Annotated in this window: 19 protein-coding genes, 1 tRNA gene and 2 pseudogenes; 5 read left to right on the forward strand and 17 right to left on the reverse strand. The window is 70.6% G+C overall.

What is annotated here, in order from left to right:
• Window positions 1-27: 27 nt before the first annotated feature.
• Both AB0E96_RS05870 and AB0E96_RS05875 read right to left on the reverse strand, forming a co-directional pair.
• Window positions 28-816: a helix-turn-helix domain-containing protein gene (locus AB0E96_RS05870; protein WP_359819012.1), complete on the reverse strand. Its 789-nt coding sequence runs from the start codon at window positions 814-816 to the stop codon at window positions 28-30.
• Between the two features lie 101 nt (window positions 817-917).
• Window positions 918-1,003: transfer RNA gene (locus tag AB0E96_RS05875), tRNA-Leu, on the reverse strand.
• 92 nt (window positions 1,004-1,095) lie between these two features.
• Between AB0E96_RS05875 and AB0E96_RS05880 the strand changes: the two genes are divergently transcribed.
• Window positions 1,096-1,752, forward strand: coding sequence for a response regulator (locus tag AB0E96_RS05880; RefSeq protein WP_359819015.1), 657 nt, complete (start codon window positions 1,096-1,098; stop codon window positions 1,750-1,752).
• Between the two features lie 58 nt (window positions 1,753-1,810).
• Here the strand turns inward: AB0E96_RS05880 and AB0E96_RS05885 are convergent, their stop codons facing one another.
• The 6 genes from AB0E96_RS05885 to AB0E96_RS05910 form a co-directional block, all read right to left on the reverse strand.
• On the reverse strand, window positions 1,811-2,527 hold the full coding sequence (locus AB0E96_RS05885) for an ABC transporter ATP-binding protein (RefSeq protein ID WP_359819018.1): 717 nt from the start codon (window positions 2,525-2,527) through the stop codon (window positions 1,811-1,813).
• Window positions 2,524-3,333 carry an ABC transporter ATP-binding protein gene (locus AB0E96_RS05890; protein ID WP_359819053.1) on the reverse strand — a complete coding sequence of 270 codons (810 nt, stop codon included), beginning with the start codon at window positions 3,331-3,333 and terminating at the stop codon, window positions 2,524-2,526. Before AB0E96_RS05890 ends, AB0E96_RS05885 begins: the two co-directional genes overlap by 4 nt.
• A gap of 8 nt (window positions 3,334-3,341) precedes the next feature.
• On the reverse strand, window positions 3,342-5,273 hold the full coding sequence (locus AB0E96_RS05895) for a branched-chain amino acid ABC transporter permease (protein WP_359819055.1): 1,932 nt from the start codon (window positions 5,271-5,273) through the stop codon (window positions 3,342-3,344).
• 5 nt (window positions 5,274-5,278) lie between these two features.
• A complete protein-coding gene (locus AB0E96_RS05900) occupies window positions 5,279-6,208 on the reverse strand; it encodes a branched-chain amino acid ABC transporter permease (protein WP_359819021.1) in 930 nt (309 codons plus the stop codon).
• Window positions 6,209-6,407: 199 nt separating this feature from the next.
• Window positions 6,408-7,631 (reverse strand): branched-chain amino acid ABC transporter substrate-binding protein, encoded by a 1,224-nt coding sequence (locus tag AB0E96_RS05905; protein ID WP_359819024.1) that lies wholly within the window; start codon window positions 7,629-7,631, stop codon window positions 6,408-6,410.
• 608 nt (window positions 7,632-8,239) lie between these two features.
• Window positions 8,240-8,716 (reverse strand): hotdog fold thioesterase, encoded by a 477-nt coding sequence (locus tag AB0E96_RS05910; protein WP_359819027.1) that lies wholly within the window; start codon window positions 8,714-8,716, stop codon window positions 8,240-8,242.
• 257 nt (window positions 8,717-8,973) lie between these two features.
• On the opposite strand from AB0E96_RS05910, the gene polA reads away from it, so the two are divergent.
• The gene (polA, locus tag AB0E96_RS05915; RefSeq protein WP_359819057.1) at window positions 8,974-11,661 is read left to right on the forward strand and encodes a DNA polymerase I; all 2,688 of its coding nucleotides are present in this window, start codon (window positions 8,974-8,976) and stop codon (window positions 11,659-11,661) included.
• A gap of 77 nt (window positions 11,662-11,738) precedes the next feature.
• Window positions 11,739-12,140, forward strand: coding sequence for an NUDIX domain-containing protein (locus AB0E96_RS05920; RefSeq protein WP_359819029.1), 402 nt, complete (start codon window positions 11,739-11,741; stop codon window positions 12,138-12,140).
• Between the two features lie 188 nt (window positions 12,141-12,328).
• Here AB0E96_RS05920 and tgmC read toward each other — a convergent pair whose 3' ends face one another.
• The 5 genes and pseudogenes from tgmC to AB0E96_RS05945 all read right to left on the reverse strand — a co-directional run bounded on the left by tgmC (window position 12,329) and on the right by AB0E96_RS05945 (window position 15,856).
• The gene (tgmC, locus tag AB0E96_RS05925; protein ID WP_359819032.1) at window positions 12,329-13,471 is read right to left on the reverse strand and encodes an ATP-grasp peptide maturase system methyltransferase; all 1,143 of its coding nucleotides are present in this window, start codon (window positions 13,469-13,471) and stop codon (window positions 12,329-12,331) included.
• Window positions 13,468-14,431 (reverse strand): annotated as a pseudogene (gene tgmB / locus AB0E96_RS05930) (ATP-grasp ribosomal peptide maturase). Before tgmB ends, tgmC begins: the two are co-directional and overlap by 4 nt.
• Window positions 14,431-14,703, reverse strand: coding sequence for a putative ATP-grasp-modified RiPP (gene tgmA, locus AB0E96_RS05935; RefSeq protein ID WP_359819034.1), 273 nt, complete (start codon window positions 14,701-14,703; stop codon window positions 14,431-14,433). Before tgmA ends, tgmB begins: the two are co-directional and overlap by 1 nt.
• 61 nt (window positions 14,704-14,764) lie before the next feature.
• Window positions 14,765-15,403 (reverse strand): hypothetical protein, encoded by a 639-nt coding sequence (locus AB0E96_RS05940; RefSeq protein ID WP_359819037.1) that lies wholly within the window; start codon window positions 15,401-15,403, stop codon window positions 14,765-14,767.
• A 12-nt stretch (window positions 15,404-15,415) separates the two neighbouring features.
• Window positions 15,416-15,856, reverse strand: a complete 441-nt coding sequence (locus AB0E96_RS05945) for an ATP-binding protein (RefSeq protein ID WP_359819039.1) — start codon at window positions 15,854-15,856, stop codon at window positions 15,416-15,418.
• A gap of 291 nt (window positions 15,857-16,147) precedes the next feature.
• On the opposite strand from AB0E96_RS05945, the gene AB0E96_RS05950 reads away from it, so the two are divergent.
• On the forward strand, window positions 16,148-17,026 hold the full coding sequence (locus AB0E96_RS05950) for a glycosyltransferase family 2 protein (RefSeq protein ID WP_359819041.1): 879 nt from the start codon (window positions 16,148-16,150) through the stop codon (window positions 17,024-17,026).
• A 122-nt stretch (window positions 17,027-17,148) separates the two neighbouring features.
• Here the strand turns inward: AB0E96_RS05950 and AB0E96_RS05955 are convergent, their stop codons facing one another.
• Both AB0E96_RS05955 and AB0E96_RS05960 read right to left on the reverse strand, forming a co-directional pair.
• Window positions 17,149-17,616 (reverse strand): hypothetical protein, encoded by a 468-nt coding sequence (locus AB0E96_RS05955; RefSeq protein WP_359819043.1) that lies wholly within the window; start codon window positions 17,614-17,616, stop codon window positions 17,149-17,151.
• A gap of 142 nt (window positions 17,617-17,758) precedes the next feature.
• On the reverse strand, window positions 17,759-18,958 hold the full coding sequence (locus tag AB0E96_RS05960; protein ID WP_359819045.1) for a helix-turn-helix transcriptional regulator: 1,200 nt from the start codon (window positions 18,956-18,958) through the stop codon (window positions 17,759-17,761).
• A 297-nt stretch (window positions 18,959-19,255) separates the two neighbouring features.
• Here AB0E96_RS05960 and AB0E96_RS05965 point away from each other — a divergent pair, with 297 nt between their 5' ends.
• Window positions 19,256-19,708, forward strand: a complete 453-nt coding sequence (locus AB0E96_RS05965; RefSeq protein ID WP_359819059.1) for an NUDIX hydrolase — start codon at window positions 19,256-19,258, stop codon at window positions 19,706-19,708.
• 103 nt (window positions 19,709-19,811) lie between these two features.
• Here the strand turns inward: AB0E96_RS05965 and AB0E96_RS05970 are convergent, their stop codons facing one another.
• Together AB0E96_RS05970 and AB0E96_RS05975 are read right to left on the reverse strand one after the other, a co-directional pair.
• Window positions 19,812-20,480 carry an HAD family phosphatase gene (locus AB0E96_RS05970; protein ID WP_359819047.1) on the reverse strand — a complete coding sequence of 223 codons (669 nt, stop codon included), beginning with the start codon at window positions 20,478-20,480 and terminating at the stop codon, window positions 19,812-19,814.
• A 14-nt stretch (window positions 20,481-20,494) separates the two neighbouring features.
• Window positions 20,495-21,670: pseudogene (locus AB0E96_RS05975) on the reverse strand (ATP-dependent helicase C-terminal domain-containing protein); the annotation flags it as partial.
• Window positions 21,671-21,753: the final 83 nt, after the last annotated feature.

Raw genomic sequence — 21,753 nt, forward strand, 5'->3', positions numbered from 1 at the left:
CGCGGCCCGTCCGGGGCCGCGCCGCCGTCAGTACTTGGGGCCGATGTGGGCGTCCATGAGGGCGACGGACTCCTTGCGGGCGACGGAGATGTTGACCTGGCCGGTCGGGCGGGGGACCGATGCCTTCCACCGGACGCCGACGGCGTCGAGGGCGGCGGTGAACAGGCCGATGATGTCGGTCGAGGTGTTGGTGAAGAAGTAGCGCGGGTACTCGTAGCGCTTCGTGACGCCACCGACCGTGCGGGTCGCCCAGTTGGTGATGCGGCAGCCGTCGGAGTGGATCAGGCCGCGCAGGAACTCCCAGGGGTGGGCGTCGACGATCTCCTGCTGCCAGGGTTCCAGGGCTATGGTGCGCTCGTGCTTCTTGCCGGGGCCGTGCTGGGGGAAATGGCAGGTCAGGTGGTTCGAATAGATCTTGATGTCATGGCAGCCGGTGCGCCGCACCCGGCAAGGTTTGTTGTTGGGGAGGACCTGGCGCATGGCCTGTTCGACGGAGTCCATGACTCCCGGCCACTTGTCGTCGCAGGTGATCTGCAGGCTCTGGGTCCTGCGGTACTCGTTGGGCAGCAGGATGTGGCCGTCACCGAGATACAGGCCGAGAAGGTAGGAGTAGGCGGGGCGGTTCAGCTCGTCGCCGTAGCAGTGCCTGCACGCAGAGCGCTTACGGCCCGGGAGCTCGTTTCGTTTGGCAAGGTCCTGATGCTTCCACCAGGAGATCGTGCCCGTCGGGACACGAAGGCGGCGGGCCACCTCGGCATTGCTGACGCCCCGGCGGAGGAGGTGGACGGCCTGTTCGCGCACAGAAAGAGTGGTCATGTGCGACAGAATGAGACGCGTCAAGCCGAACGATGGGCGCTTCGAGTGAGGTCCACTGGATAAGGTGAACTTCCCGAAGTCTGGGAATATAAGGAAAAATCTGGTGCCGAGTGTGGGATTCGAACCCACACGCCCTTTCAGGCAATCGCTTTTGAGGCGATCGTGTCTGCCCTTCCACCAACCCGGCTGGTTCGCGCCCGTGAAGGATACCCTGTGAGCACCGTCGGGCGCAGCTAGGTACCCTCGTGCATGCAGTACCCCGCCGGAACTAGGAGCCCCGTGAGCACCGCCGACGAGCAGGCGCAGCCGCTTGAGACCGATACGCCCCAGATCACCCGGATCGTGATCGCCGAGGACGAGGCGCTGATCCGTCTCGATCTGAAGGAGATGCTGGAGGAGGAGGGGTACACCGTCGTCGGTGAGGCCGGTGACGGCGAGACGGCGGTGCGGCTCGTGGAGGAGCTGAAGCCGGATCTGGCGATCTTCGACGTGAAGATGCCGGTCCTCGACGGGCTGTCGGCGGCCGAGCAGATCCACGACAAGCACCTGGCCCCCGTGCTGATGCTGACGGCGTTCTCGCAGCGGGAGCTGGTGGACCGGGCGCGCGACGCCGGGGCGATGGCGTACATCGTCAAGCCGTTCTCGAAGTCGGACCTGGTGCCGGCGATCGAGATGGCGGTGTCCCGGTACGCGGAGATGCGGGCGCTGGAGAAGGAGATCGGGGATCTCAGCCAGCGGTTGGAGACCCGGAAGCTGGTGGACCGGGCGAAGGGCGTGCTGCAGACCAAGTTCGGGCTGAACGAGCCGGCCGCGTTCCGGTGGATCCAGAAGACGTCGATGGACCGCCGGATGACGATGGCGGCGGTGGCCGAGGCGGTCATCGAGGAGGGCGAGGCCCAGGACCGCAAGAAGGCGGACGAGGCCAAGCCCGAGTAGGGCGTGCACGCGAAGGGCCCGGCAGAACGTTTCTGCCGGGCCCTTCGCGTGCTGTGGCTCAGTCCTCGCCGAGGTAGGCCTTGCGCACCGACTCGTCGTGCAGGAGGTCGGCTCCCGTCCCGGACAGAACCACGCGGCCGGTCTCCATGACGTAGCCGCGGTCGGAGAGGGAGAGGGCCGCCTGGGCGTTCTGCTCGACCAGGAGGATGGTCGTCCCGGACGCCTTCAGCTCCACGATGGTGGACATGATCTTCTGCATCATCAGCGGGGAGAGCCCCATCGAGGGCTCGTCCAGCATGAGCAGCTTGGGCTGGGACATCAGCGCCCGCCCCATCGCGAGCATCTGCTGCTCGCCGCCGGAGAGCGTCCCGGCGGCCTGGCGCCGGCGTTCGCCGAGGATCGGGAACAGGCCGTAGGCCCGTTCGACGTCCGCGGCGATGCCGGCCGGGTCGGTGCGCAGGAAGGCGCCGAGGAGGAGGTTCTCCTCGATGGTCATCCGGGGGAAGATGTGCCGGCCCTCGGGGGAGTGGGCGAGGCCGAGCGCGACGATCTTGTGGGCGGGGACGGTCGAGAGGTCGCGGCCGTCGAAGGTGATCCGTCCGGCGGTGGGCTTGAGCAGGCCGGACAGGGTGCGCAGGGTGGTGGTCTTGCCGGCGCCGTTGGTGCCGATGAGGGTGGTGACCTCGCCCTGCTCGACGCTGAAGCTGATGCCCTTGACGGCCTCGATCTTGCCGTAGGCGACGCGGAGGTCCTGAACTTCGAGAAGTGCGGTCACTGGTCGGACTCCGTTGCGGCCGGGGTGGTGCCTTCGAGCGGTGCGCCCAGGTAGGCGGTAATGACGCGTTCGTCGTTCTGGACGGTCTCGCGGTCGCCCTCGACGATCTTCTGGCCCTGGACGAGCACGGCGGTGCGGTCGCAGAGGTTGAAGATGAAGCGCATGTCGTGCTCGATGACGAGGATGGAGATCCCCTTGTCGCGGATCGCGAAGACGAGCTCCTCGGCGGCCCGGGTCTCCTGGGGGTTCATGCCCGCGGTGGGTTCGTCGAGCAGCAGCAGGCCGGGCTCGGAGGCCAGGGCGCGGGCGATCTCCAGCTTGCGCTGCTCGCCGTACGGGAGGTTGCGGGCGAGGTGGTCGGCCTTCTGGGCGAGGCCGGTGAACTCCAGGAGTTCCATGGCCTTCTCGCGGCTCTCGGCCTCGGCGCGGTGGTAGCCGGGGCCGCGCAGGACGGCGGAGAAGATGCCCTCCTTGGTGCGGGTGTGCCGGCCGACCAGGACGTTCTCCAGGACGGTCATGTTGGCGAACAGCCGGATGTTCTGGAAGGTGCGGGCGATGCCGGCCTGGGTGACCAGGTGGGGCTTGGGCGGCAGCAGGGTGTCGCGGAAGCGGACGGCGCCCTCGGTGGGGACGTAGAGGCCGGTGAGGCAGTTGAAGAAGGTGGTCTTGCCGGCGCCGTTGGGGCCGATGAGACCGATGATCTCGCCGTCGCCGACGGTCAGGGAGACGTCGTTGACCGCGGTGAGGCCGCCGAAGCGCATGGTGACGCCGGTGACTTCGAGCAGGGGTGCGGCGGTGGTGGTCATCGGGTCGGTCACGCCCCTGCCTTGGTGAGTGCGGTCGGCTCGCCGGCGGCCTGGGCCGGAAGGTCGGCCTCGTGGAACTCCAGCTGCCGGCGCCGGTTGGGGATGAGGCCCTCGGGGCGGACCCGCATCAGCACGATGAGGGCGGCGCCGAAGGCGAGGAGCTGGTAGTCGGCGAGGAACTCGAGTTTCTTCGGGATGAGGAACAGCAGGGTGGCGCCGGCCAGCGGGCCGCTGATGGTGCCCATGCCGCCGAGGATGACCGCGGCGAGCAGGAAGGCGGAGTTCGGCGGGAGGGCCTCGGCGAAGGTGTACTGGTCGGGGGTGACGGTGTAGCTGACGTGGGCCTGGACGGTGCCGGCCAGGCCGGCCAGCAGGGCGCCGAGGGCGAAGGCGAGCAGCTTGAGCCGGAAGCCGTTGATGCCCATGGCCTCGGCGGCGGTCTCGTCCTCGCGGATGGCGACCCAGGCGCGGCCGATGCGGGAGTTGCCGACCCGGGCGAAGATCAGCACGACGAGGGCGGTGACCAGCAGCATCAGCAGGTAGTAGTTGGAGAAGCGGCCGAGTTCGACGCCGAGCACGGTGTGCGGCTTGCCGAGGTCGAGGCCGAGGATCTCCAGGTCCGGGATGCGCGGGATGCCGTTGGAGCCGTTGGTGACCTTGGGGCCGGTGGTGCCGTTGAGGTTGAGCATGGTGATGCGGAAGATCTCGCCGAACCCGAGGGTGACGATGGCGAGGTAGTCGCCGCGCAGCCGCAGGGTGGGGGCGCCGATCAGGACGCCGAAGACCATGGAGACGACGGCGCCGGTGAGCATCGCGGCCCAGAACGGGAACTGGACGTGGATGGGCGAGGCGGGGGAGCCGGAGACCAGGGCGGCGGCGTAGGCGCCGACGCCGAGGAAGGCGACGTACCCGAGGTCGAGCAGGCCGGCCAGGCCGACGACGATGTTCAGGCCGAGCGCGACGGTGGCGAAGATCAGGATGTTGGTGGCGACCGAGGTGTACTGGTCGCTGGTCTGGGTGAACGGGAAGCCGGCGGCGGCGGCGAAGGCGGCGCCGGTGGTGACCGGGCGGTGCTTGATGGTCAGCGCGCGCAGCCGGGCGATCAGACCGGACCTGGTGAGGGCGGGGACGGCGAGGGCGACGAACAGCAGGTAGCCGGTGAAGAGTTCGCCGTACTCGGTGTCGATGCCGAAGGTGATCGCGAACAGTCCGAGCCCGAAGGCGAGGACGATCAGCAGCACCTCGATCCAGGAGGGGAGCGCGCGCGGCGGGGCCAGCGGCCGGTCGGTCCGGCCCAGCCGCAGCCCGCTGTTGGCGAGGTGGCCGAGCTGGAGCAGCAGGACCGCGCCGGCCGCGATGACGAGGCCTCCGGCGAGGGCGGTCATGACCGGGGCCACCGGCTTGTCCGAGGGGATGGCGTGGGCGCCGAACCAGGCGACGGGGGCGGCCGGGACGAGCAGGAAGAGGCGCTTGTCGAGGATCCGCAGCGGGACGGCGGTGCGGCGGTCGAGCGGCAGGCCGAGGGCGCCGAGGACGGAGAGCAGGCCGCCCGCGGCGAGCACCCAGCCGCCGGGTTCGAGGTTGGCGAGGCCGCCGAGCTCGGAGGAGATCGCGGCGACGGCGTAGACGGCGACGGCGAGGGAGCCGGTGGCGGCGTACAGGACGGCGTTGTTGCTGCGGGCGGGGGCGGCCCAGCGCAGTCCGGGGACGCCCTGGCCGCCGAGCAGCAGGACGAGGGTGAGCAGGCCGGCGGCGAGGGCGAGCCACTGGAGGCCGGCCGGGGAGCCGTAGTACGTGAGGTCGCCGGGGAACTCGGCGGTCCAGGTCCAGGACATGGCGGCGGAGGCGGCGGTGGCGAGGGCGCCGAGTGCGGTGACGGCCGCGGCGGCGCGGGCCGGCAGCGGGACGACCGGGGTCGCCTCGGTGTGGGTGGTGGTCATGGTGGTCACGCCCTGTCCGCGACGCGCTCGCCGAGCAGCCCCTGGGGCCGGATCAGGAGCACGAGGATGAGGAGAACGAAGGCCCAGACGTCCTTCCAGGCGCCGCCCCCGAAGAGGTGCATGCCGGGCAGGTGCTGGATGTATCCGGTGGCGAGGGCTTCGGCGAGGCCGAGGGCGAGGCCGCCGAGCATGGCGCCGTAGATGTTGCCGATGCCGCCGAGGACGGCGGCGGTGAAGGCCTTGAGGCCGAGGATGAAGCCCATCCGGAAGTCGACCTGGCCGCTGCGCAGCCCGTACGCGACGGCGGCGACGGCGGCGAACGCGGCGCCGATGGCGAAGGCCATGACGATGATGCGGTCGGTGTCGATGCCCATCAGCTTGGCGGTGTCCGGGTCCTGGCTGGTGGCCTGCATGGCGCGCCCGGAGCGGGTGCGGGTGACGAACCAGCCGAGGGCGAGCATGCACAGCGGGGCGGCGATGATCAGGAAGAGGTCGCTGCGCTGGATGGTGACGGAGCCGAGGCTGAACGGGTCGCCGGGGAGCTTGGGGAAGACCCGGGCCTTCTTGGCGTCCGGGTAGAAGGAGAAGACGAGTTGCTGGAGGAAGATGGACAGCCCGATCGCGGTGATCAGCGGGGCGAGCCGTGGGGCGTTGCGCAGGGGGCGGTAGGCGAAGCGCTCGGCGGCGACGGCGGTGAGGGTGGAGACCAGGATGCCGGCGATCAGCATGAGCGGCAGGGCCAGCCACAGGGTGGTGCCGCCGGGGAGGGCGAGGTAGGCGGTCAGGGCGCCGAAGCCGCCGACCATGACGATCTCGCCGTGGGCGAAGTTGATGAGCTGGACGATGCCGTAGACCATCGTGTAGCCGATCGCGACGAGCCCGTAGAGGGCGCCGAGGATCAGGCCGTTGGCCAGCTGCTGCGGTAGGTCGTGCACCGCTGGGCCTCCGTAGTGCGTTCGGGGGTGTCCGCTTGGGTGGTGGATGTGGGTGCGCGCGGGGGCACTCGTGGCGCCCCCGCGCGCGGTGGTGGTGAAGTGGCGCTGGTGGTGCTGTCGGTGACGAGGCGTCAGTCGTGGGAGCCGGTGCGTCGGTGGTGCGGACGCGTCGGCGCTTCGGCGCCTCGGGTGCCGGTCGTCAGCCCTTGAAGGTGCCGGACTTCTCCACGGCCCACTTGCCGTCCTTGACGGTGTAGACGGTGAGCTGCTTGTTGGTGGTGTCGCCGAACTCGTCGAAGGAGACGGTGCCGGTGACGCCGGCGAAGGTGACCTTCTGGACGGCGTCGCGGACGGCCTTGCGGTCCAGGGTCTTGCCACTGGCCTTCGCGGCCTTGACGCCCTGGATGATGGCCCAGGCGCTGTCGTAGGAGTAGCCGCCGTAGGTCTCGTAGGCGTCCTTGTAGCCGGCGGTCTTGTAGTCGGCGATGAACTTCTTGGCGGTGTCGAGGCTCTCGACGGGCAGGCCGACGGCGGTGGCGTAGTCGCCCTGGCTCTTGGGGTTGAGCTTGATGAAGTCGCCGCTCTGGATGCCGTCGCCGCCCATCAGCGGGAGGTTGACGCCGGCCTCCTTGAGCTGGAGGGAGAGCGGGCCGGCCGCGGGGTACTCGCCGCCGTAGTAGACGGCTTCGGCGCCGGAGCTGCGGACCTTGGTGACGATGGCGGCGAAGTCGCGGTCGTCGGGGTTGACGTGCTCCTCGCCGACCAGGGTGCCGCCGAGCTTGGTGAACTCGCTCTTGAAGGTGCCGGCCAGGCCCGCGCCGTAGGTCTTCTGGTCGTCGATCAGGAAGACCTTGGTCTTCTTGGCGTCGTTGTAGAGGAACTGGGCGGCGAACGGGCCCTGGACGGCGTCGGTGGTGGCGGTGCGGAAGTAGGAGTTGAACGGGCGCTTCTTCTCGCCGCTGGCCCACTTCTCGCCCTGGCTGAGGGCGACGCCGGTGTTGGCGGGGGAGACCTCGACCAGGCTGGCGTCGTCGAAGATCTGCTGCATCGACTGCGCCACACTGGAGTTGAGCGGGCCGACGACGCCGAGGACCTTGGAGTCGCCGACCAGCTGGGTGGCGTTCTGCTGGCCGGGGGCGGGCTTGCCGGTGTCGTCGAGGGCCTTGATCTCGAACTTGACGCCGGGGACCTCGTTGGTCTCGTTGGCCTTCTTGATCGCGAGGTCGACGGAGTTGCGGATGCCGAGGCCGAGGGCGGAGAGGTCGCCGGTGAGCGGGGCGTCGACGCCGATGACGACGGTGGTGGCGGACGAGTCGGCCTTGTCGCCGTCGCCGCCCTTCTTCTCTCCGCGGGAGCCGCAGGCGCTGAGGCTGAGGGCGCCGATCACGGCAATGCTCACGACAACTGCTGAACGGTGACGCACGAGGGTCCCCTTCGGTTCAGGAGGCGCCCGCGCCTGAGTGGCGGGAGCCGGAGTGCGCGGAGGGCCTGGCCCAATCGAATGGCGCGGTGACTGGCCGTGACTCTAGATGCCGTTGGGCGGCTCGGGCAGTGCTGGGCGCAGGCTGTGATTCTCTTGTTATGAGCACACAGAGTACTTGTCTCACCATGTGGTCGTTCCGGTCCGATCGATCCCGCGATGGCGGGCGTTTAGCCGCTGATGGCGCGATGTAAGGCCCAGAAATGGGGGTTGCAGCTGGCAGTGCCGATTATCGGACACTTGCGTCCGGTGCTCTGGTTTCGACCCTGAGCGTCCGGATTGCGGACAAGGCGGGCGCGGCGAGGTGGTCCCGGGGCGCCTGAAGGCCTCGGAACCGGCAATTGATCGGATTTCCTACTTGTTACGCAGCGTTACAGGCGCGGGATGCGCGCCGACCGCCCCCGGACATGCGGACGCCCCCTTGTCCAGACCAACGCCTGCCCAGGCCGGCGGAAGGTCAAACAAGGGGGCGGAAAAGGGACTTGATGTTGTCCCGAGTGAACTCGCGGACACCGTAAGGACGTTGTCGGAAGGAATGCTTCCGGGTGCGGTCAGAGGTCGCGCAGCATGCAGGTCAGCCGGCAGCTGGTGACCCGCCGGCCGGTGTCGTCGGTGATCGCGATCTCGTAGGTGGCGGCGGTGCGGCCCTTGAACACGGCCGTCGCCACCCCGGTCACCAGCCCGGAGGTGGCCGAACGGTGATGGGTGGCGTTGAGGTCCACGCCCACCGCGTACCGGCCGGGGCCGGCGTGCAGCATCGCCCCGATCGAGCCCAGCGTCTCGGCCAGCGCGGCCGACGCCCCGCCGTGCAGCAGCCCGTACGGCTGCTGGTTGCCCTCCACCGGCATGGTGCCGACCACGCGGTCGCCGGACGCCTCGACGATCCGGATGCCGAGCTTCTCGCCGAGGTGGCCGCCGGAGAAGGTCTCCGGGTTCACGCCGAGCTTGGCGAAGTGGTCCAGCACGTCCTGCGGGACGTTCAGGACGGGAGTGCTGTCGTGGGAGGTGCCGGGGGCCGCGTCGGTCATGGGGGAACTCCTGCCGCTGGGGGGACGCCGGAGCGCGCCGGGCGACGCTCCGGGGGATCTGCCGCCTGTGATCGTACGACCGTCCTACTCGTAGGTAACAGCTCCCGCCGGACCGGCGCGGCGTCCTTTTTGTCGGTGCCGGGCCATAGGATCGGTGGCCGGTAGTGGAATCGGCAGGAACGGACGTTGACGTGGCTACGCAGAGTACGGACAAGGGCGCGACGGGTGGCGGCGGGGCCGGCCCGCGGCCCCGGCTGATGCTGCTCGACGGGCACTCGATGGCCTACCGGGCCTTCTACGCCCTGCCCGTGGAGAACTTCAACACCTCCACCGGCCAGCCCACCAACGCGGTCTACGGCTTCGCCTCGATGCTCGCCAACACCGTCCGGGACGAGCAGCCCACCCACCTCGCCGTCGCCTTCGACCTCTCCCGGCAGACCTTCCGCTCCGTCGAGTTCCCCGACTACAAGGCCAACCGGGCCAAGACGCCGGACGAGTTCCGCAGCCAGATCGGCCTGATCGGCGAACTGCTCGACGCCATGCACATCCCCCGGCTGACGGTCGAGGGCTTCGAGGCCGACGACATCATCGCCACCCTGGCCACCGCCGCCGAGGCGGCCGGCTACGACGTCGACATCGTCACCGGCGACCGCGACTCGCTCCAGCTGGTCACCGACCACGTCACCGTGCTCTACCCGACCAAGGGCGTCTCCGAGCTCACCCGCTTCACCCCGGAGAAGGTCGCCGAGAAGTACGGCGTCACCCCGCGCCAGTACCCGGACCTCGCCGCGCTGCGCGGCGACCCGTCCGACAACCTGCCCGGCATCCCCGGCGTCGGCGAGAAGACGGCCGCCAAGTGGGTCAACCAGTTCGGCTCCTTCGAGGAACTCGTCTCCCGCGCCGACGAGGTCAAGGGCAAGATCGGCGAGAAGCTGCGCGACAACCTCGACTCCGTCAAGCGCAACCGGGTGCTCACCGAGCTCGTCCGCGACGTCGAACTCCCGCTCGGCGTCGCCGACCTGGACCGCAAGCCCTTCGACAAGGACGCCGTCGCCACCCTGATGGACTCGCTGGAGTTCCGCAACGCCAACTTCCGCGACCGCGTCCACAACATCGACCCGTCCGCCGGCGAGGCCGCCGCCGAAGCCGAACTCGCCCCCGGCGTCGAGGTCGACGGCGAACTCCTCACCGACCCGGGCACCCTGGCCGCCTGGCTCGCCGAACACGCCTCCGACGGCAAGACCACCGTCGCGCTCGCCGCCGTCTACCAGTGGTCCCTCGGCGCCGGCGAGGTCACCGAAGTCGCCCTCGCCGCGGGGGAGTCCGCCGCCTGGTTCGACCCGGCGCTGCTCGCCGAGGAGGACGAGCGCGCCTTCGCCGACTGGCTCGCCGACGCCGGCGCCCCCAAGGCCCTGCACATCGCCAAGCAGGTCATGCGCGCCTTCGCCGAACGCGGCTGGACGATCCAGGGCGTCGTCGCCGACACCGCCCTCGCCGCCTACCTGGAGAAGCCCGGCCGCCGCACCTTCACCCTGGAGGTGCTCGCCGAGGAGTACCTGGCCCGCTCGCTCACCCCGGCCCCCGCCACCGAGACCGGCCAACTCGCCTTCGACGCACCGGAGGAGGACGAAACCGCCGCCGCCCGGTCGCTGATGCTCCAGGCCCGCGCCGTACTCGACCTCGCCGCGCTCTTCGACACCCGCCTCGCCGAGGTCGGCGCCGCCGGGCTGCTGCACGACATGGAACTGCCCATCGCCGCCCTGCTGGCCCGGATGGAGCGCTACGGCATCGCCGCCGACCGCGAATGGCTCACCGGCCTGGAGGCCCAGTTCGCCGCCGAGATCCAGCGCGTCGTCGAAGAGGCCCACGCCGCCGCCGGGCACGAGTTCAACCTCGGCTCGCCCAAGCAGCTCCAGGAGATCCTCTTCGGCGAACTCGCCCTCCCCAAGACCAAGAAGATCAAGACCGGCTACACCACCGACGCCGACGCGCTCACCTGGCTCGCCACCCAGACCGACAACGAACTGCCGGTCATCCTGCTGCGCCACCGCGACCAGGCCAAGCTGCGCACCACCGTCGAGGGCCTGCTCAAGACCGTCTCGCCCAAGGGCCGGATCCACACCACCTTCAACCAGATGGTCGCCGCCACCGGCCGGCTCTCCTCGCAGGACCCGAACCTGCAGAACATCCCGGTCCGCACCGAGGAAGGCCGGGCGATCCGCCGCGCCTTCGTCGTCGGCGAGGGCTACGAGTCGCTGCTCACCGCCGACTACTCGCAGATCGAGCTGCGCATCATGGCGCACCTCTCCGAGGACGAGGCCCTGATCGAGGCCTTCGCCTCCGGCGAGGACCTCCACAACACCGTCGCCTCCCAGGTCTTCGAGGTGCCGCGCGCCGACGTCGACGCCGAGATGCGCCGCAAGATCAAGGCCATGTCCTACGGCCTGGCGTACGGCCTGTCCGCGTACGGGCTCTCGCAGCAGCTCGGCATCAAGCCGGCCGAGGCCCAGGGCCTGATGGACACCTACTTCGAACGCTTCGGCGGCGTGCGCGACTACCTGCGCCGGGTCGTCGACGAGGCCCGGGCGACGGGCTACACCGAGACGCTGCTCGGCCGCCGCCGCTACCTGCCGGACCTCAACAGCGACAACCGCCAGCGCCGCGAGATGGCCGAGCGGATGGCCCTCAACGCCCCGATCCAGGGCTCGGCCGCCGACATCGTCAAGATCGCCATGCTCCGGGTGGACGAGGCGCTGCGCGCGGCCGGCCTCACCTCCCGGATGCTGCTCCAGGTGCACGACGAAATCGTGCTGGAACTGGCACCGGGCGAGCGCGAGCAGGTCGAGGCCGTCGTCCGCGAGCAGATGGCGGGCGCCTACCCGCTGCGCGCCCCGCTCGACGTCTCCGTCGGCGTCGGCCCGAACTGGGAGGCCGCGGCGCACTGACGCGGACTTTCCAGCCGGCGGCGGGCCCGGGCGCGTGGAGCGTCCGGGCCCGCCCTGCTATCGAGGGAGGCACAGGCATGGCAGCCGTCATCGACAAGGTGGCCTGGATCCACATCGCAGGCGGAAAGGTCCTGAGCACGCGTTCCCGCGGCAAGGACACCTACTACCTGCCGGGCGGCAAGCGGGAGCCCGGGGAGAGCGACCCCGACACCCTGGTGCGGGAGATCGGCGAGGAACTCACGGCCGCCATCGCACCGGATTCCGCGGCCCTCCTGGGCGTCTTCGAGGCTCAGGCCCACGGCCACCCGGACGGCGTCGTGGTCCGGATGACCTGCTACACCGCCGCGTACGAGGGGCGCCTGGAGGCGAGCAGTGAGATCGAGGAGGTGGTCTGGCTCACGTACGGCGACAGGCATCGCACGTCGCCTGTCGACCGGATCGTCTTCGACCACCTCCATGCGGCGGGCCTGCTGCGCTGACGTCAGGCAGGGGCGACGAAGGTCGAGGGCCGGCGGCCGTCGGTCGGCGGCCGGCGGTCGCGGGGACGCGCGGGAAGTCGGCGGGGCCGACTTCCCGCGCGCGGTGGCGCGGGGTACAGGTCTGGGACGGCGGAGCCGGCGCACTACGGAGTCCCCGGAAGCCCGTGCGATGGCTCAGGGCGGCCGGTTCAGACCGGCAGGTCCCAACCCGGGCCGTCCTCGCTGCCGAGCCAGACCCGCTGGCCCGCCGCCGAGACCGTGATGCCGAAGGCGTCCTGGTGCGGTTCACCTGCGCCCTGCCATGCCTCGATGGCGGCTTCCACTCGGTCCCACAGGCGCAGTGGTCCGCACTGGACCACCGTCCACCCACCTTCGGGGGCGGGCATGGTCCGGGCCTGCGATCCGGTGGCCACGTCCGACAGGATCTGTTGCCCTGCGGCTCCCATCCGTTCGGCCGAGGGCGCCGCGAGCTGCGCGACCCAACTCCCGGTCCACGTATCGAGCTTCGCGGGATCGATCCGGCTGGCGCGCTCCTCCCCGGGGAGCAAGGCCAGCCTTGGGCGGGGCGGCCGGTCGTGCGGCCGGGCGATCATGAAGCTGGTGTAGCCCGGCAGGAACCGGCCGGCGGCCTCGCCGGGCCCGGTGACGTCGAGCAGTGCCTGGGCGTTGGCGTAACTCCACCCGGACAGGGTGACCAGGATCCGGCCGCCCGGCTTCACCTGGCGAAGCCAGGCCATCGGCAGGTACCGGACCGAGCACGTCGCGATCAGCCGGTCGAAGGTGCCGCCGTCCGGATCCCCGCCGAGACCGTCGCCGGTGATCAGGCGCGGGGCGCAGCCGGCGGCGTGGAGTGCGGTGGCGGCGCGTGCGGCTACCTGGGGGTCGTACTCGATGCTGGTGACGTTCCCCTCGCCGAGGCGGTGTGCACCGAGGGCGGTCGAGTAGCCGGTCCCGGTGCCGACTTCGAGTACCCGGTGACCGACGTCGGCGCCGAGCTGCTGCCACATGCCCAGCACGAGCGAGGGCAGGGTGGAGGACGACGTCGGCGTGCCGGTCACCGACTGCTCTCCGGCGTCTTCGGGCCGTGTGCGGCCGTCGAGTTGGGTGATTCGGGTCTGGTCGGCGTAGATCCCTTCCAGCCACCCGGGGTCACCGCGGCGCACGCTTCGATAGCTGGTCGGGGTGCTGCCCTCGACCGGAACGAAGTAGCCGCCGACGAACAGTTCGCGCGGTACTGCGGCCGCGGCCTCCGTCCACGCGGGATCGGTGAGCGTGCCGTTGTCGGTGAGCTGCTCGACCAGGGCGGCGCGCAGGATGTCGGATGTGGTCACTCGTCGTGGCCCCTTTCCAGTTGGTCGGCGATTGCGAGCGCAATCCCGTCGGTGATCCCGGCCGGCTGCCACGCCCATTGCCCATTGGGGTTGCACTCCAGGAAGTACCACGTGCCGTTTGCCGTGACGGCGAAATCGAAGGCGCCGAAGGCCAGCCGGAAGGTGGCGAGGTAGTGGGCGACGGACTCGGCAACCGGCGCGGGGACGTCGATCGGGGTGCAGCGCATCCGGTCCTGTCGGTGCCGCCAGTCGAGATCAGGGCTGTCGATGCGGGCGGTGAACAGCCGGTCTCCGACCGCGGTCACCCGGGTGTCGAACACCTTGGAAACCCTGGCTTGGAACATGTGCGGACACGCCGTCACGGCCTCGGTGATCTCCTGGCTGCGGACCTCGCTCACCCATACGGCCTGAGCCTGTCCGCGGGCCGAGTACGGGGTGTTCCACACCGGCTTGTAGACCGCGCCACCGGCGTGGGCAGTGAACTCCCGCGCCTCGTGCTCGTTGTTGGTGATCAGCGTGTCGGGCACGTGGAATCCGCAGTGCTGTGCGGCGGAGAGCTGAGCCGGCTTGTACTCCGCCGCCCGGTTGTGCCAGGGATGGTTCACGTAGCGCGCCCCGGGAAGTGACGCCAGGATGCCACCCGCCCCCCCAGAACCCCTGCGAGGCAGCGAACCGGCGGTCCTGGCCGTCAAGATCCGGCGGTCCCGCGTAGGGCGAGGGCCTGCGAACCCAGACGGACCGAACAGCTGTGAGGTCCAGTTCACGGCTCGACGTGCGGAGGGCGCCCCGCTGACCGCCCGTGCGGTACGTGGCGGTCAGCGAGGCACCCTCATGCAGGTCGGTGCCGGGATCGAGACGCACCACCGGAACTCGGCGTTCGGCGAGCACCCGAAGTACCGCATCCGCTGTCACATCGGAGGAGTTGGTCAGCACCAGCACCGACCTGCTTCGGTTGTCCATCAGCCGGAACTCTGGTCCTGGTCGTAGGACTCGGTCACGTCGCTGTCCGTGGCCCCGCCCGGCGAGGCCCCGTCACCCGGGCTCGTGTGGGTGGGCGTGACACCGCTGGTGCTGGTGCCGTGGCTCCCCAGCTCGACCGTTCGGCCGTTCTCGTCGACGATGACGGCGATCTGCGTCTCGGGGTCGATCACCGGCGTGAACGCCGGGAGCGTGGCAGTGGCCGGGTAGGGCCCCATCCTGCCGATGCCCCACGGTTTGGGCGTCTGCGTCATGCGTCCTCCTCGTATCGATGGGTCTGGATCACTTCAACAACCCTGTTGCTGAGCAGGGTTGTTACAACCCCGCCCCAGCAGGGACGGGAGCTTCGGGAGCGGCCGGATGAACCGGGCGTGTTGCGTAGGAAGTCGGTGGGATCGACTTCTGGTGCTTGGCGGCTTGGGTGCGGCAGTGGGTGAGGGCGTAGGTGATGCGGGTGTCGCAGTGGTGGGTGGTGGTGAGGAGTTCGCCGGCGGTGGTGAGGGTGGTCCAGTAGCGGGCGGGGTCGCCGGTGCGGGGGAGGGTGTGGGTGGAGGTGAGGGAGAGGTAGGCGGTGGTGAGGTTGCCCGTGGTGAACCAGCGGTGGAGGCCGTGGCGGTGGCCGGGGCGGAGGCTGCCATGGGCGTCGATGGCGGTGAGGAGGTGGTCTACGACGGCGAGTTCGGTGTCGGTGAGGGACTTGGGGACGTCGAAGACGCCGAGGGCTTCGAGGAGTTCGCCGGTGTCGGTCTCGGAGTTCGGGTGGTGGTCGGCGAGGAGGGCGTCGTAGCAGTCGTTGAGGCGGCGGCCGGTCTCCGCGAGGGGGATGGTGAGGGCGAGGCAGACGGCGCGGGCGGAGGGGAGGGGCTCGCGGGTGCGGCGGGCGAGGAGGGCGTAGGTGTCGGCGGGGGTGCGACCGCGGGAGAGAGCGTGCCGGGCCAGGGTGGTGAGGTGCATGGGGGCGGGCTTTCAGGCGGTGGCGAGAGCGAGGGCGGAAGCGGGCGCGGGGGCGACGAGGACCCAGACGAACTTGCCGATGCCGCCGGGCCGGGACGAGCAGCCCCAGCGTTCGGCGAGCTCGTTGACGAGGAAGAGCCCGCGCCCGCGCTCCTCGGAGGGCGCGGCGGTGCGAAGGGACGGGCGGCCGCTGCCGGCATCGTGGACCTCCAGCCGGAGGCGGGAGTTGACGAGGGCGAAGCGGATCTCGATGTGGCGGTCGTCGGGCGCGTCGGAGTGCTGGACGGCATTGGCGAAGAGCTCGCCGAGGAGCAGTTCGGCGGTGTCGCGGTAGCGGTCTCCCGAGGGCAGCCCGGAGAGGTACGCGCGGAGCAAGTACCGAGCCAGGGGCGTGGATTCGGTGCGGGAGTCGAGCCGGGCGGCGAACGCGCGGGGGCGGCGGGACGTGGGCATGGGGATACCTCGGAAGGGGCGTGGGAATGGGGGAGCGCCGTGGGCTGGGCGCGCTTGAGGTGACCTCGCTCTGATGCCGGGAGCGATGCCATGAATGAAGTCGGCACCCTCCCTACGGGCGAATCAGAGGCCTTTGGGCGCCAGTGGGAGTGGGGGCTGTGGGAACGTGACCGGGACACCCGGGCCGGTGGCCCGGGGGCCGGTCCGTCTCGGCTGCCACGCGCGCCGACGCGTTCCCGAGGAACGGCGCCGGCAAGATCGGCAAGGGTCTCTCACATTGGGGTCGGTGTTATGGGTGTCACGCTGGGCGTGGTGGTGCTGACGATGGGAGACCGGCCTGCGGAGCTGGCGGCGCTGTTGGACTCGGTGCGGGCCCAGGACGGCGGCGGCAGCGGCGTGCGGACGGTGGTGCTCGGGCAGGGCGTGAAACTGCCCGAACTGCCCGACTGGGTGGACGCCGTGGAACTGCCCGAGAACCTCGGCATCCCCGGGGGCCGCAGCGCGGGCGTCGAACGACTGCGCGAACTGGGCGGCACGGACCTGGTGGTCGTCCTGGACGACGACGGCCTGCTGCCCCGCACCGACACCTTCCGGCTGGTCCGGGAGGCCTTCGAGCGGGACCCGGGGCTCGGGATCGTGTCTTTCCGTATCGCGGACGAGACCGGGTTCACCCAGCGCCGGCACGTCCCCCGCTTCGGCGCCAGTGACCCGATGCGGTCCGGGCCGGTCACCACGTTCCTGGGCGGCGGCCATGCCATCCGGATGAGCGTGATCGACCAGGTCGGCATGTTCCCCGCCGAGTTCTTCTACGCCCACGAGGAGACCGACTTCGCCTGGCGCGCCCTGGACGCGGGCTGGCGCATCGACTACCGCGCCGACATGGTGCTGCAGCACCCCCGCACCGACCCGGCCCGGCATGCCACCTACTACCGGCTGACGGCCCGCAACCGGGTCTGGCTGGCCAAGCGCCACTTGCCCGCCATCCTGGTGCCGGTCTACCTCACCTCCTGGGCGGCGTACACGGTGGTCCGCCGTCCACCGCTGTCCGGTCTCAAGGCGTGGTGGTCCGGCTTCTTCGAGGGCGTGCGCACGCCGTGCCCGCCCCGTCGGCCGATGCGGTGGAAAACGGTATGGCGGATGGCGAAGCTGGGTCGGCCGCCGGTGTTCTGACAGATGGCCCGGCACGGCCAGGGCCAGATGGAGGACGGCGTCGACGACGCGCTGTACGTCCGTGCTGGTTTTGAGCATGGGGGAGTGCCTCAGGGGAGGGACGGGTCGGTCGGCAGGCGGTATCAGGCGGTGCGCGGGTTGCCGCCGAACGAGAATCGGAAGACGGCGAATCCAGCGGCGGCGTCCGCGAGGGCTCGGCGGCGAGCGAGGTCTGCCGAGGTTCGGCGCGGCGGGTGCCTGTTGCCGTGGTCCGCGGTGGTGCTGTAGGGGACGGGGTGGGCGGTGACGAGGAAGCCGCCCCGGTCGTCGAGGACTGTGGGGAGGCGCTCGTGGGCCCCGATGCCCCGGACGGCCTGGCTGGTGGACACCATGTCGTAGGTCCAGGTGACCACGCCATGGATCGCGCGGGTGTTCAGGGCGTCGGCGATGGCCTGCCAGCCCGGCCACTGGCCGAGCGGGTGTGTGGGGTTGCCGTCCGCCCGGGCGAGGGCGACCGTCCAGTCGCGGGCCTCGGCGAAGGCGCGGGTGAGATTGGCGAGGATGAGGGCGGCGCCTTCATCACCGGTCGCGATGTACAGGGCGACCGTCACGCGACGGATGGGCGACCAGCCAGATTGAGTCGGCGTCATGATGCCAAGGCTGCCGCCGAGTCAGGCCATCGTGAACGTGCGGTGCGTGCCACTTCCAGAAGTAATACCGGCTCCGTGTGATACGGCTCGTGTCAGTCCGATCTCAGTGAGTGAACAGGCTGATACCGAGGATGCCGCCGAGCTTTCGCACGCGGGTGGTGCTGGCGTGACCGGCGCGCTGCATGATCGCCCCCGGAAGGGCCTGGTGACGGGCCCAGTCGGGCTGTGCGCTGCACACCTGGAGGAGGGTGTCCAGAGCTGCGTCGTACTGTCGGGTGTCGGCCTGGGCGAGAGCGATGTCCAGGGCGAGCCGGTTGCGGGCGGCCTGCGGCAGCGGGGACAGGTCGCCGAGGTTGCGGGCGAGCGTCAGGGCCTTGCCGGGGTCGCCCATGACGGTGTGGATGCCGATGGCTTGCGCGGTGACCGTGGTCGGCCCGAAGCTGGTGCCGTTGATCATCGCATCGCGGCCCATCCGCGCTGCCACCGCGTGTCCCTGGGAGAGCAGGTCGCGGGCCCGGTCGCCGTCGCACTTGCGGGAGGCGACGACGGCGGCGAAGGTGACGTGCCACCCGTAGGTGGCCAGCGTTTCCAGATCCCTTTCCGAGTAGCGGGGTTCGATGGATGCGAACGCGGTCTCGGCGGTGGTGGTGGCCTGGTCGAGGCGGGCGTCGCGCATGTAGATCCAGGACCGGCCGCAGTCCACCATCGCGGCCCGCAGCGGGTCTGCGGCCATGTGGACGTGGTGGCGGGCGTGGCCGATCGCCGAGTACGCGAGGTCGCGGGCACCGTGGAACTGCGCGGTGTAGGAGGCGAGTCGGTAGGCGTCGGCGAGGAGGCCGTGGGCCGCGCACCGCTCGCTGTCCGGGGCGGAGCGCAGGAGGGCGGCGGCCTCGGTGATGGCCGGGGCGGCGAGGCTGCCGGCCCGGGTGTAGTCCCCCGCCCGGTAGTCCGCCCAGGCCCGCGCCAGATCGGCCCGCAGTCCTGCGGCGTCCGGCGGTTCGACGTCGGTCCCGACCCCTGCGGCGGTGTCGTGCACGGTGCGGGACAGCCCTCGCAGCATCGCCCTGTCACCGATCAGCGAAGCCCTTCGGGGTGCCTGCTGCCCGAGGATCACCGACACGTCCGCATGCAGTGCGGCGGACAGTTTGAGCAGCGACGGCAGACCGATACTGCCGCCCTCCTTCTCGGCCTTGCGAACCGTCGGAACGGATACCCCGGCGGCCTCGGCGAGTTCTTCCTGGGTCATGCCTGCCCGCAGCATCTTGATGCGCTGGCCGGTGGAGTAGTCGGACCACTGCGTCATGGGAGCCTCCGAAGGTGAGCGGCCTCAGAACGGACCGTACCCCCGCCACTCCGCTCCCGGTGCCGGAACGACCTGGCTGTCAGCCGTGTTGGCGGCAGCTCAGAGAGTGCCTGGGCTTCGAGGACAGTAGTGATGCCGAGCGCTTCGACGGCAACATGATCGTGACGTTACTGCTGCTCGTCAGGATCGGCCGCGACGCCTGGATGGCGCATCTACCGTGAGCCCAGGACGACGGTGTGTCCGAGCGCTGTGGTCGACGAGGCCACCTCGCCACTCGCCATAGTCCTTCAGGGCTCTATCCTCCTGCACATGAGCAACGGTGCCGGGAAGACGCCGCTCCACTCGGTGTCCGTCGCCGGAGTGGTGGTGCGTGAGGACGGCTGCGTGCTGGCGATTCGCCGGGCTGACAACGGAACGTGGGAACCCCCGGGTGGCGTGCTGGAACTGGGCGAGGCCATCGAGGACGGCGTGCGCCGCGAGGTCTACGAGGAGACCGGGATCAAGGTCGGCGTGGAGCGGCTGACCGGCGTCTACAAGAACGTGAGCCGAGGGATCGTCGCCCTCGTCCTTCGTTGTCGACCGGAGAGCGAGGCGACGCGGCTCTCGGAGGAGTCGGTCGAGGTCGCTTGGCTCTCGCCGGCAGAGGTCTCCGAACGCATGGCCGAGGTCTATGCCGTACGCGTCTTGGACGGGCTTCGGAACGACGCTGTGCCGAGCGTCCGGGCCCATGACGGTCGGCACCTGCTGTGACAAGCCAGGCGGCGGAGGTGGTGGACGATGTCCAGGTGTGTCTTCGAGGGCGCCCCGGACGCTCCCGCGGCGGGCTCACTGGTCCCGGCCGCCATGTGAAGGCTCAGAGCACGGCAGGGAATCCCAGCAGAGCTGCGATGTGGGCGGCGTTGCCAGGTGTGCCGTCGGCGAGGACGGTGGTGATGCCGAGGGCTTCGGCCGGGGCCAGGTTCCTCGGTTGGTCGTCTACGAAGACACATGCCTCGCCCGGCAGTTCAAGTCGGTCCAGGGTGAGCTGGTAGATCGCCGGATCGGGTTTGGCGATGCCCTCCCGCTCGGAGATCACCGTCACGTCGAACAACTCCCAGACACCCAGGGCCTCGTACGGGTCGTACGGGTCCAGGCCGAAGGAGTTGGACAGCAGCGCGACCTTGAGGCCGGCCCGCCGGGCCGAGCGGGCGAGCGCGATCATGTCGTCGGCGGGCCGGACGCCCGACCATGCCCGGCCCATCAGGTTCTCGTGCTCCGGCACGCCGAGGATGGGAGCCACCCGCCGGTTCCACTCCGCCTGGCTCAGCCGTCCGGCTTCGAGCTCGGTGTACAGGCGGCCGGCTTCCGGTTCGGAACCGAGCGTCTGCCGCCACGCCCCGGCGTCGAGGCCCTGGGCGAGGCACCACTCTCCGTGCGCGGGCCCGGCATTGGCGGTCAGTACGCCCACGAAGTCCAGGATCAGGGCTGCGAAGGGGAGTTCGGCCTCGCCGGGGTGGGTGGCGGTCGGGGCGGTCAGGGCCATGGCGTCCTTTCCTGTCACTTCCGGGCGTTGAGGCGGCGGGTGGGTTCGGCTGTGGTCGGGTCCTCGGGCCAGGGGTGGCGGGGGTAGCGGCCCCTGAGGTCCGCTCGGACGGCGCGGTAGCCCTCGCGCCAGAAGGACTCCAGGTCGCCGGTGACGGCGGCGGGGCGGCCGGCGGGGGAGAGCAGGTGGATGGTCAGAGGGATTCTTCCGCCGGCCAGGGTGGGGGTCTTGGTCCAGCCGAAGAGTTCTTGCAACTTGACTGCGAGCACCGGGCGTTCGGTTGTGTAGTCGACTCGTATCTTCGATCCGCTGGGCACCGTGATGCGCTCGGGGGCCAGTTCGTCCAGCCGTCCGGCTTCTCCGCTTGCCCAGGGGAGGAGGCGTTGGAGGGCGGACGTCGTATCAATGCGGGCGAGGTCGGTGCGGCGGCGGGCGCGGGACAACTCGGGCTCCAGCCACTCGTCGGCGCGCGCGAGGAGGGCCTCGTCGCTGACGTCCGGCCAGGGGCCGCCGATGGCGCTGTGGAGGAAGGCGAGGCGTTCGCGGAGGCCGGGGCGGAACGTCAGCAGGGTGCTGACGCCCTCGCGGCCGAGGCCTTCGAGGAGGGCGGCGCGGACGAGGGAGCGGTCGGGCCGGTCGAGCGGCTTCTCGGCCAGCTCGATGGCGCCCAGCGACTCCACCCGGCGGGAGACGACCTCGCCCCGCCGGGTGTCCCAGTGGACCTCCTCGCGCGAGGTGACCAGCGCCGCCCCGGCGGTCAGGGCGGTGGCCTCGTCCAGTGCCGCCGCGTGCAGCACCCGCGCCGAGTGCGACCCCGCCGGGCGGTCGGCGACGGCGACGGCGAGCCAGGGCAGGGCGCCGAGCGCCGTGCCGGGGGCGAGTTCGGCGGCCGTCCCGGAGGCCATCAGGTACGGGCTGCGCTCGCCGGGGGCGGGCCGTTCGACGCGGGCGCGGGCGATCCGCTCCGGGAAGGCGAGGGCGACGACCAGTCCGGCAGCGGCCGAGTCCGGCAGGTCGGTGGCGGGCTCGTCGGAGGTGGCGCGCAGCAGGCGGCGGACTTCGTCGCGCCAGCGGCCGGCGTACGGGTCCTTGGCGGAGCGTACGGTCCGCCAGACCGCGCCGAGGTCGTCGCCGAGTGCCCGCGGCGGCTCCTCGGACAGCAGCGCCACGACCTCGGCCGCTCGTCCTGCGGACCGACCTGTCGGGCTCGCCGACGTTCGACGAGCTGCTGGGTCGGGTCCGGGAGGCGGATCTGGCGGCGTTCTCGAACCAG

Source organism: Kitasatospora sp. NPDC036755, from assembly GCF_040636595.1.
Taxonomy (GTDB): Bacteria; Actinomycetota; Actinomycetes; order Streptomycetales; family Streptomycetaceae; genus Kitasatospora.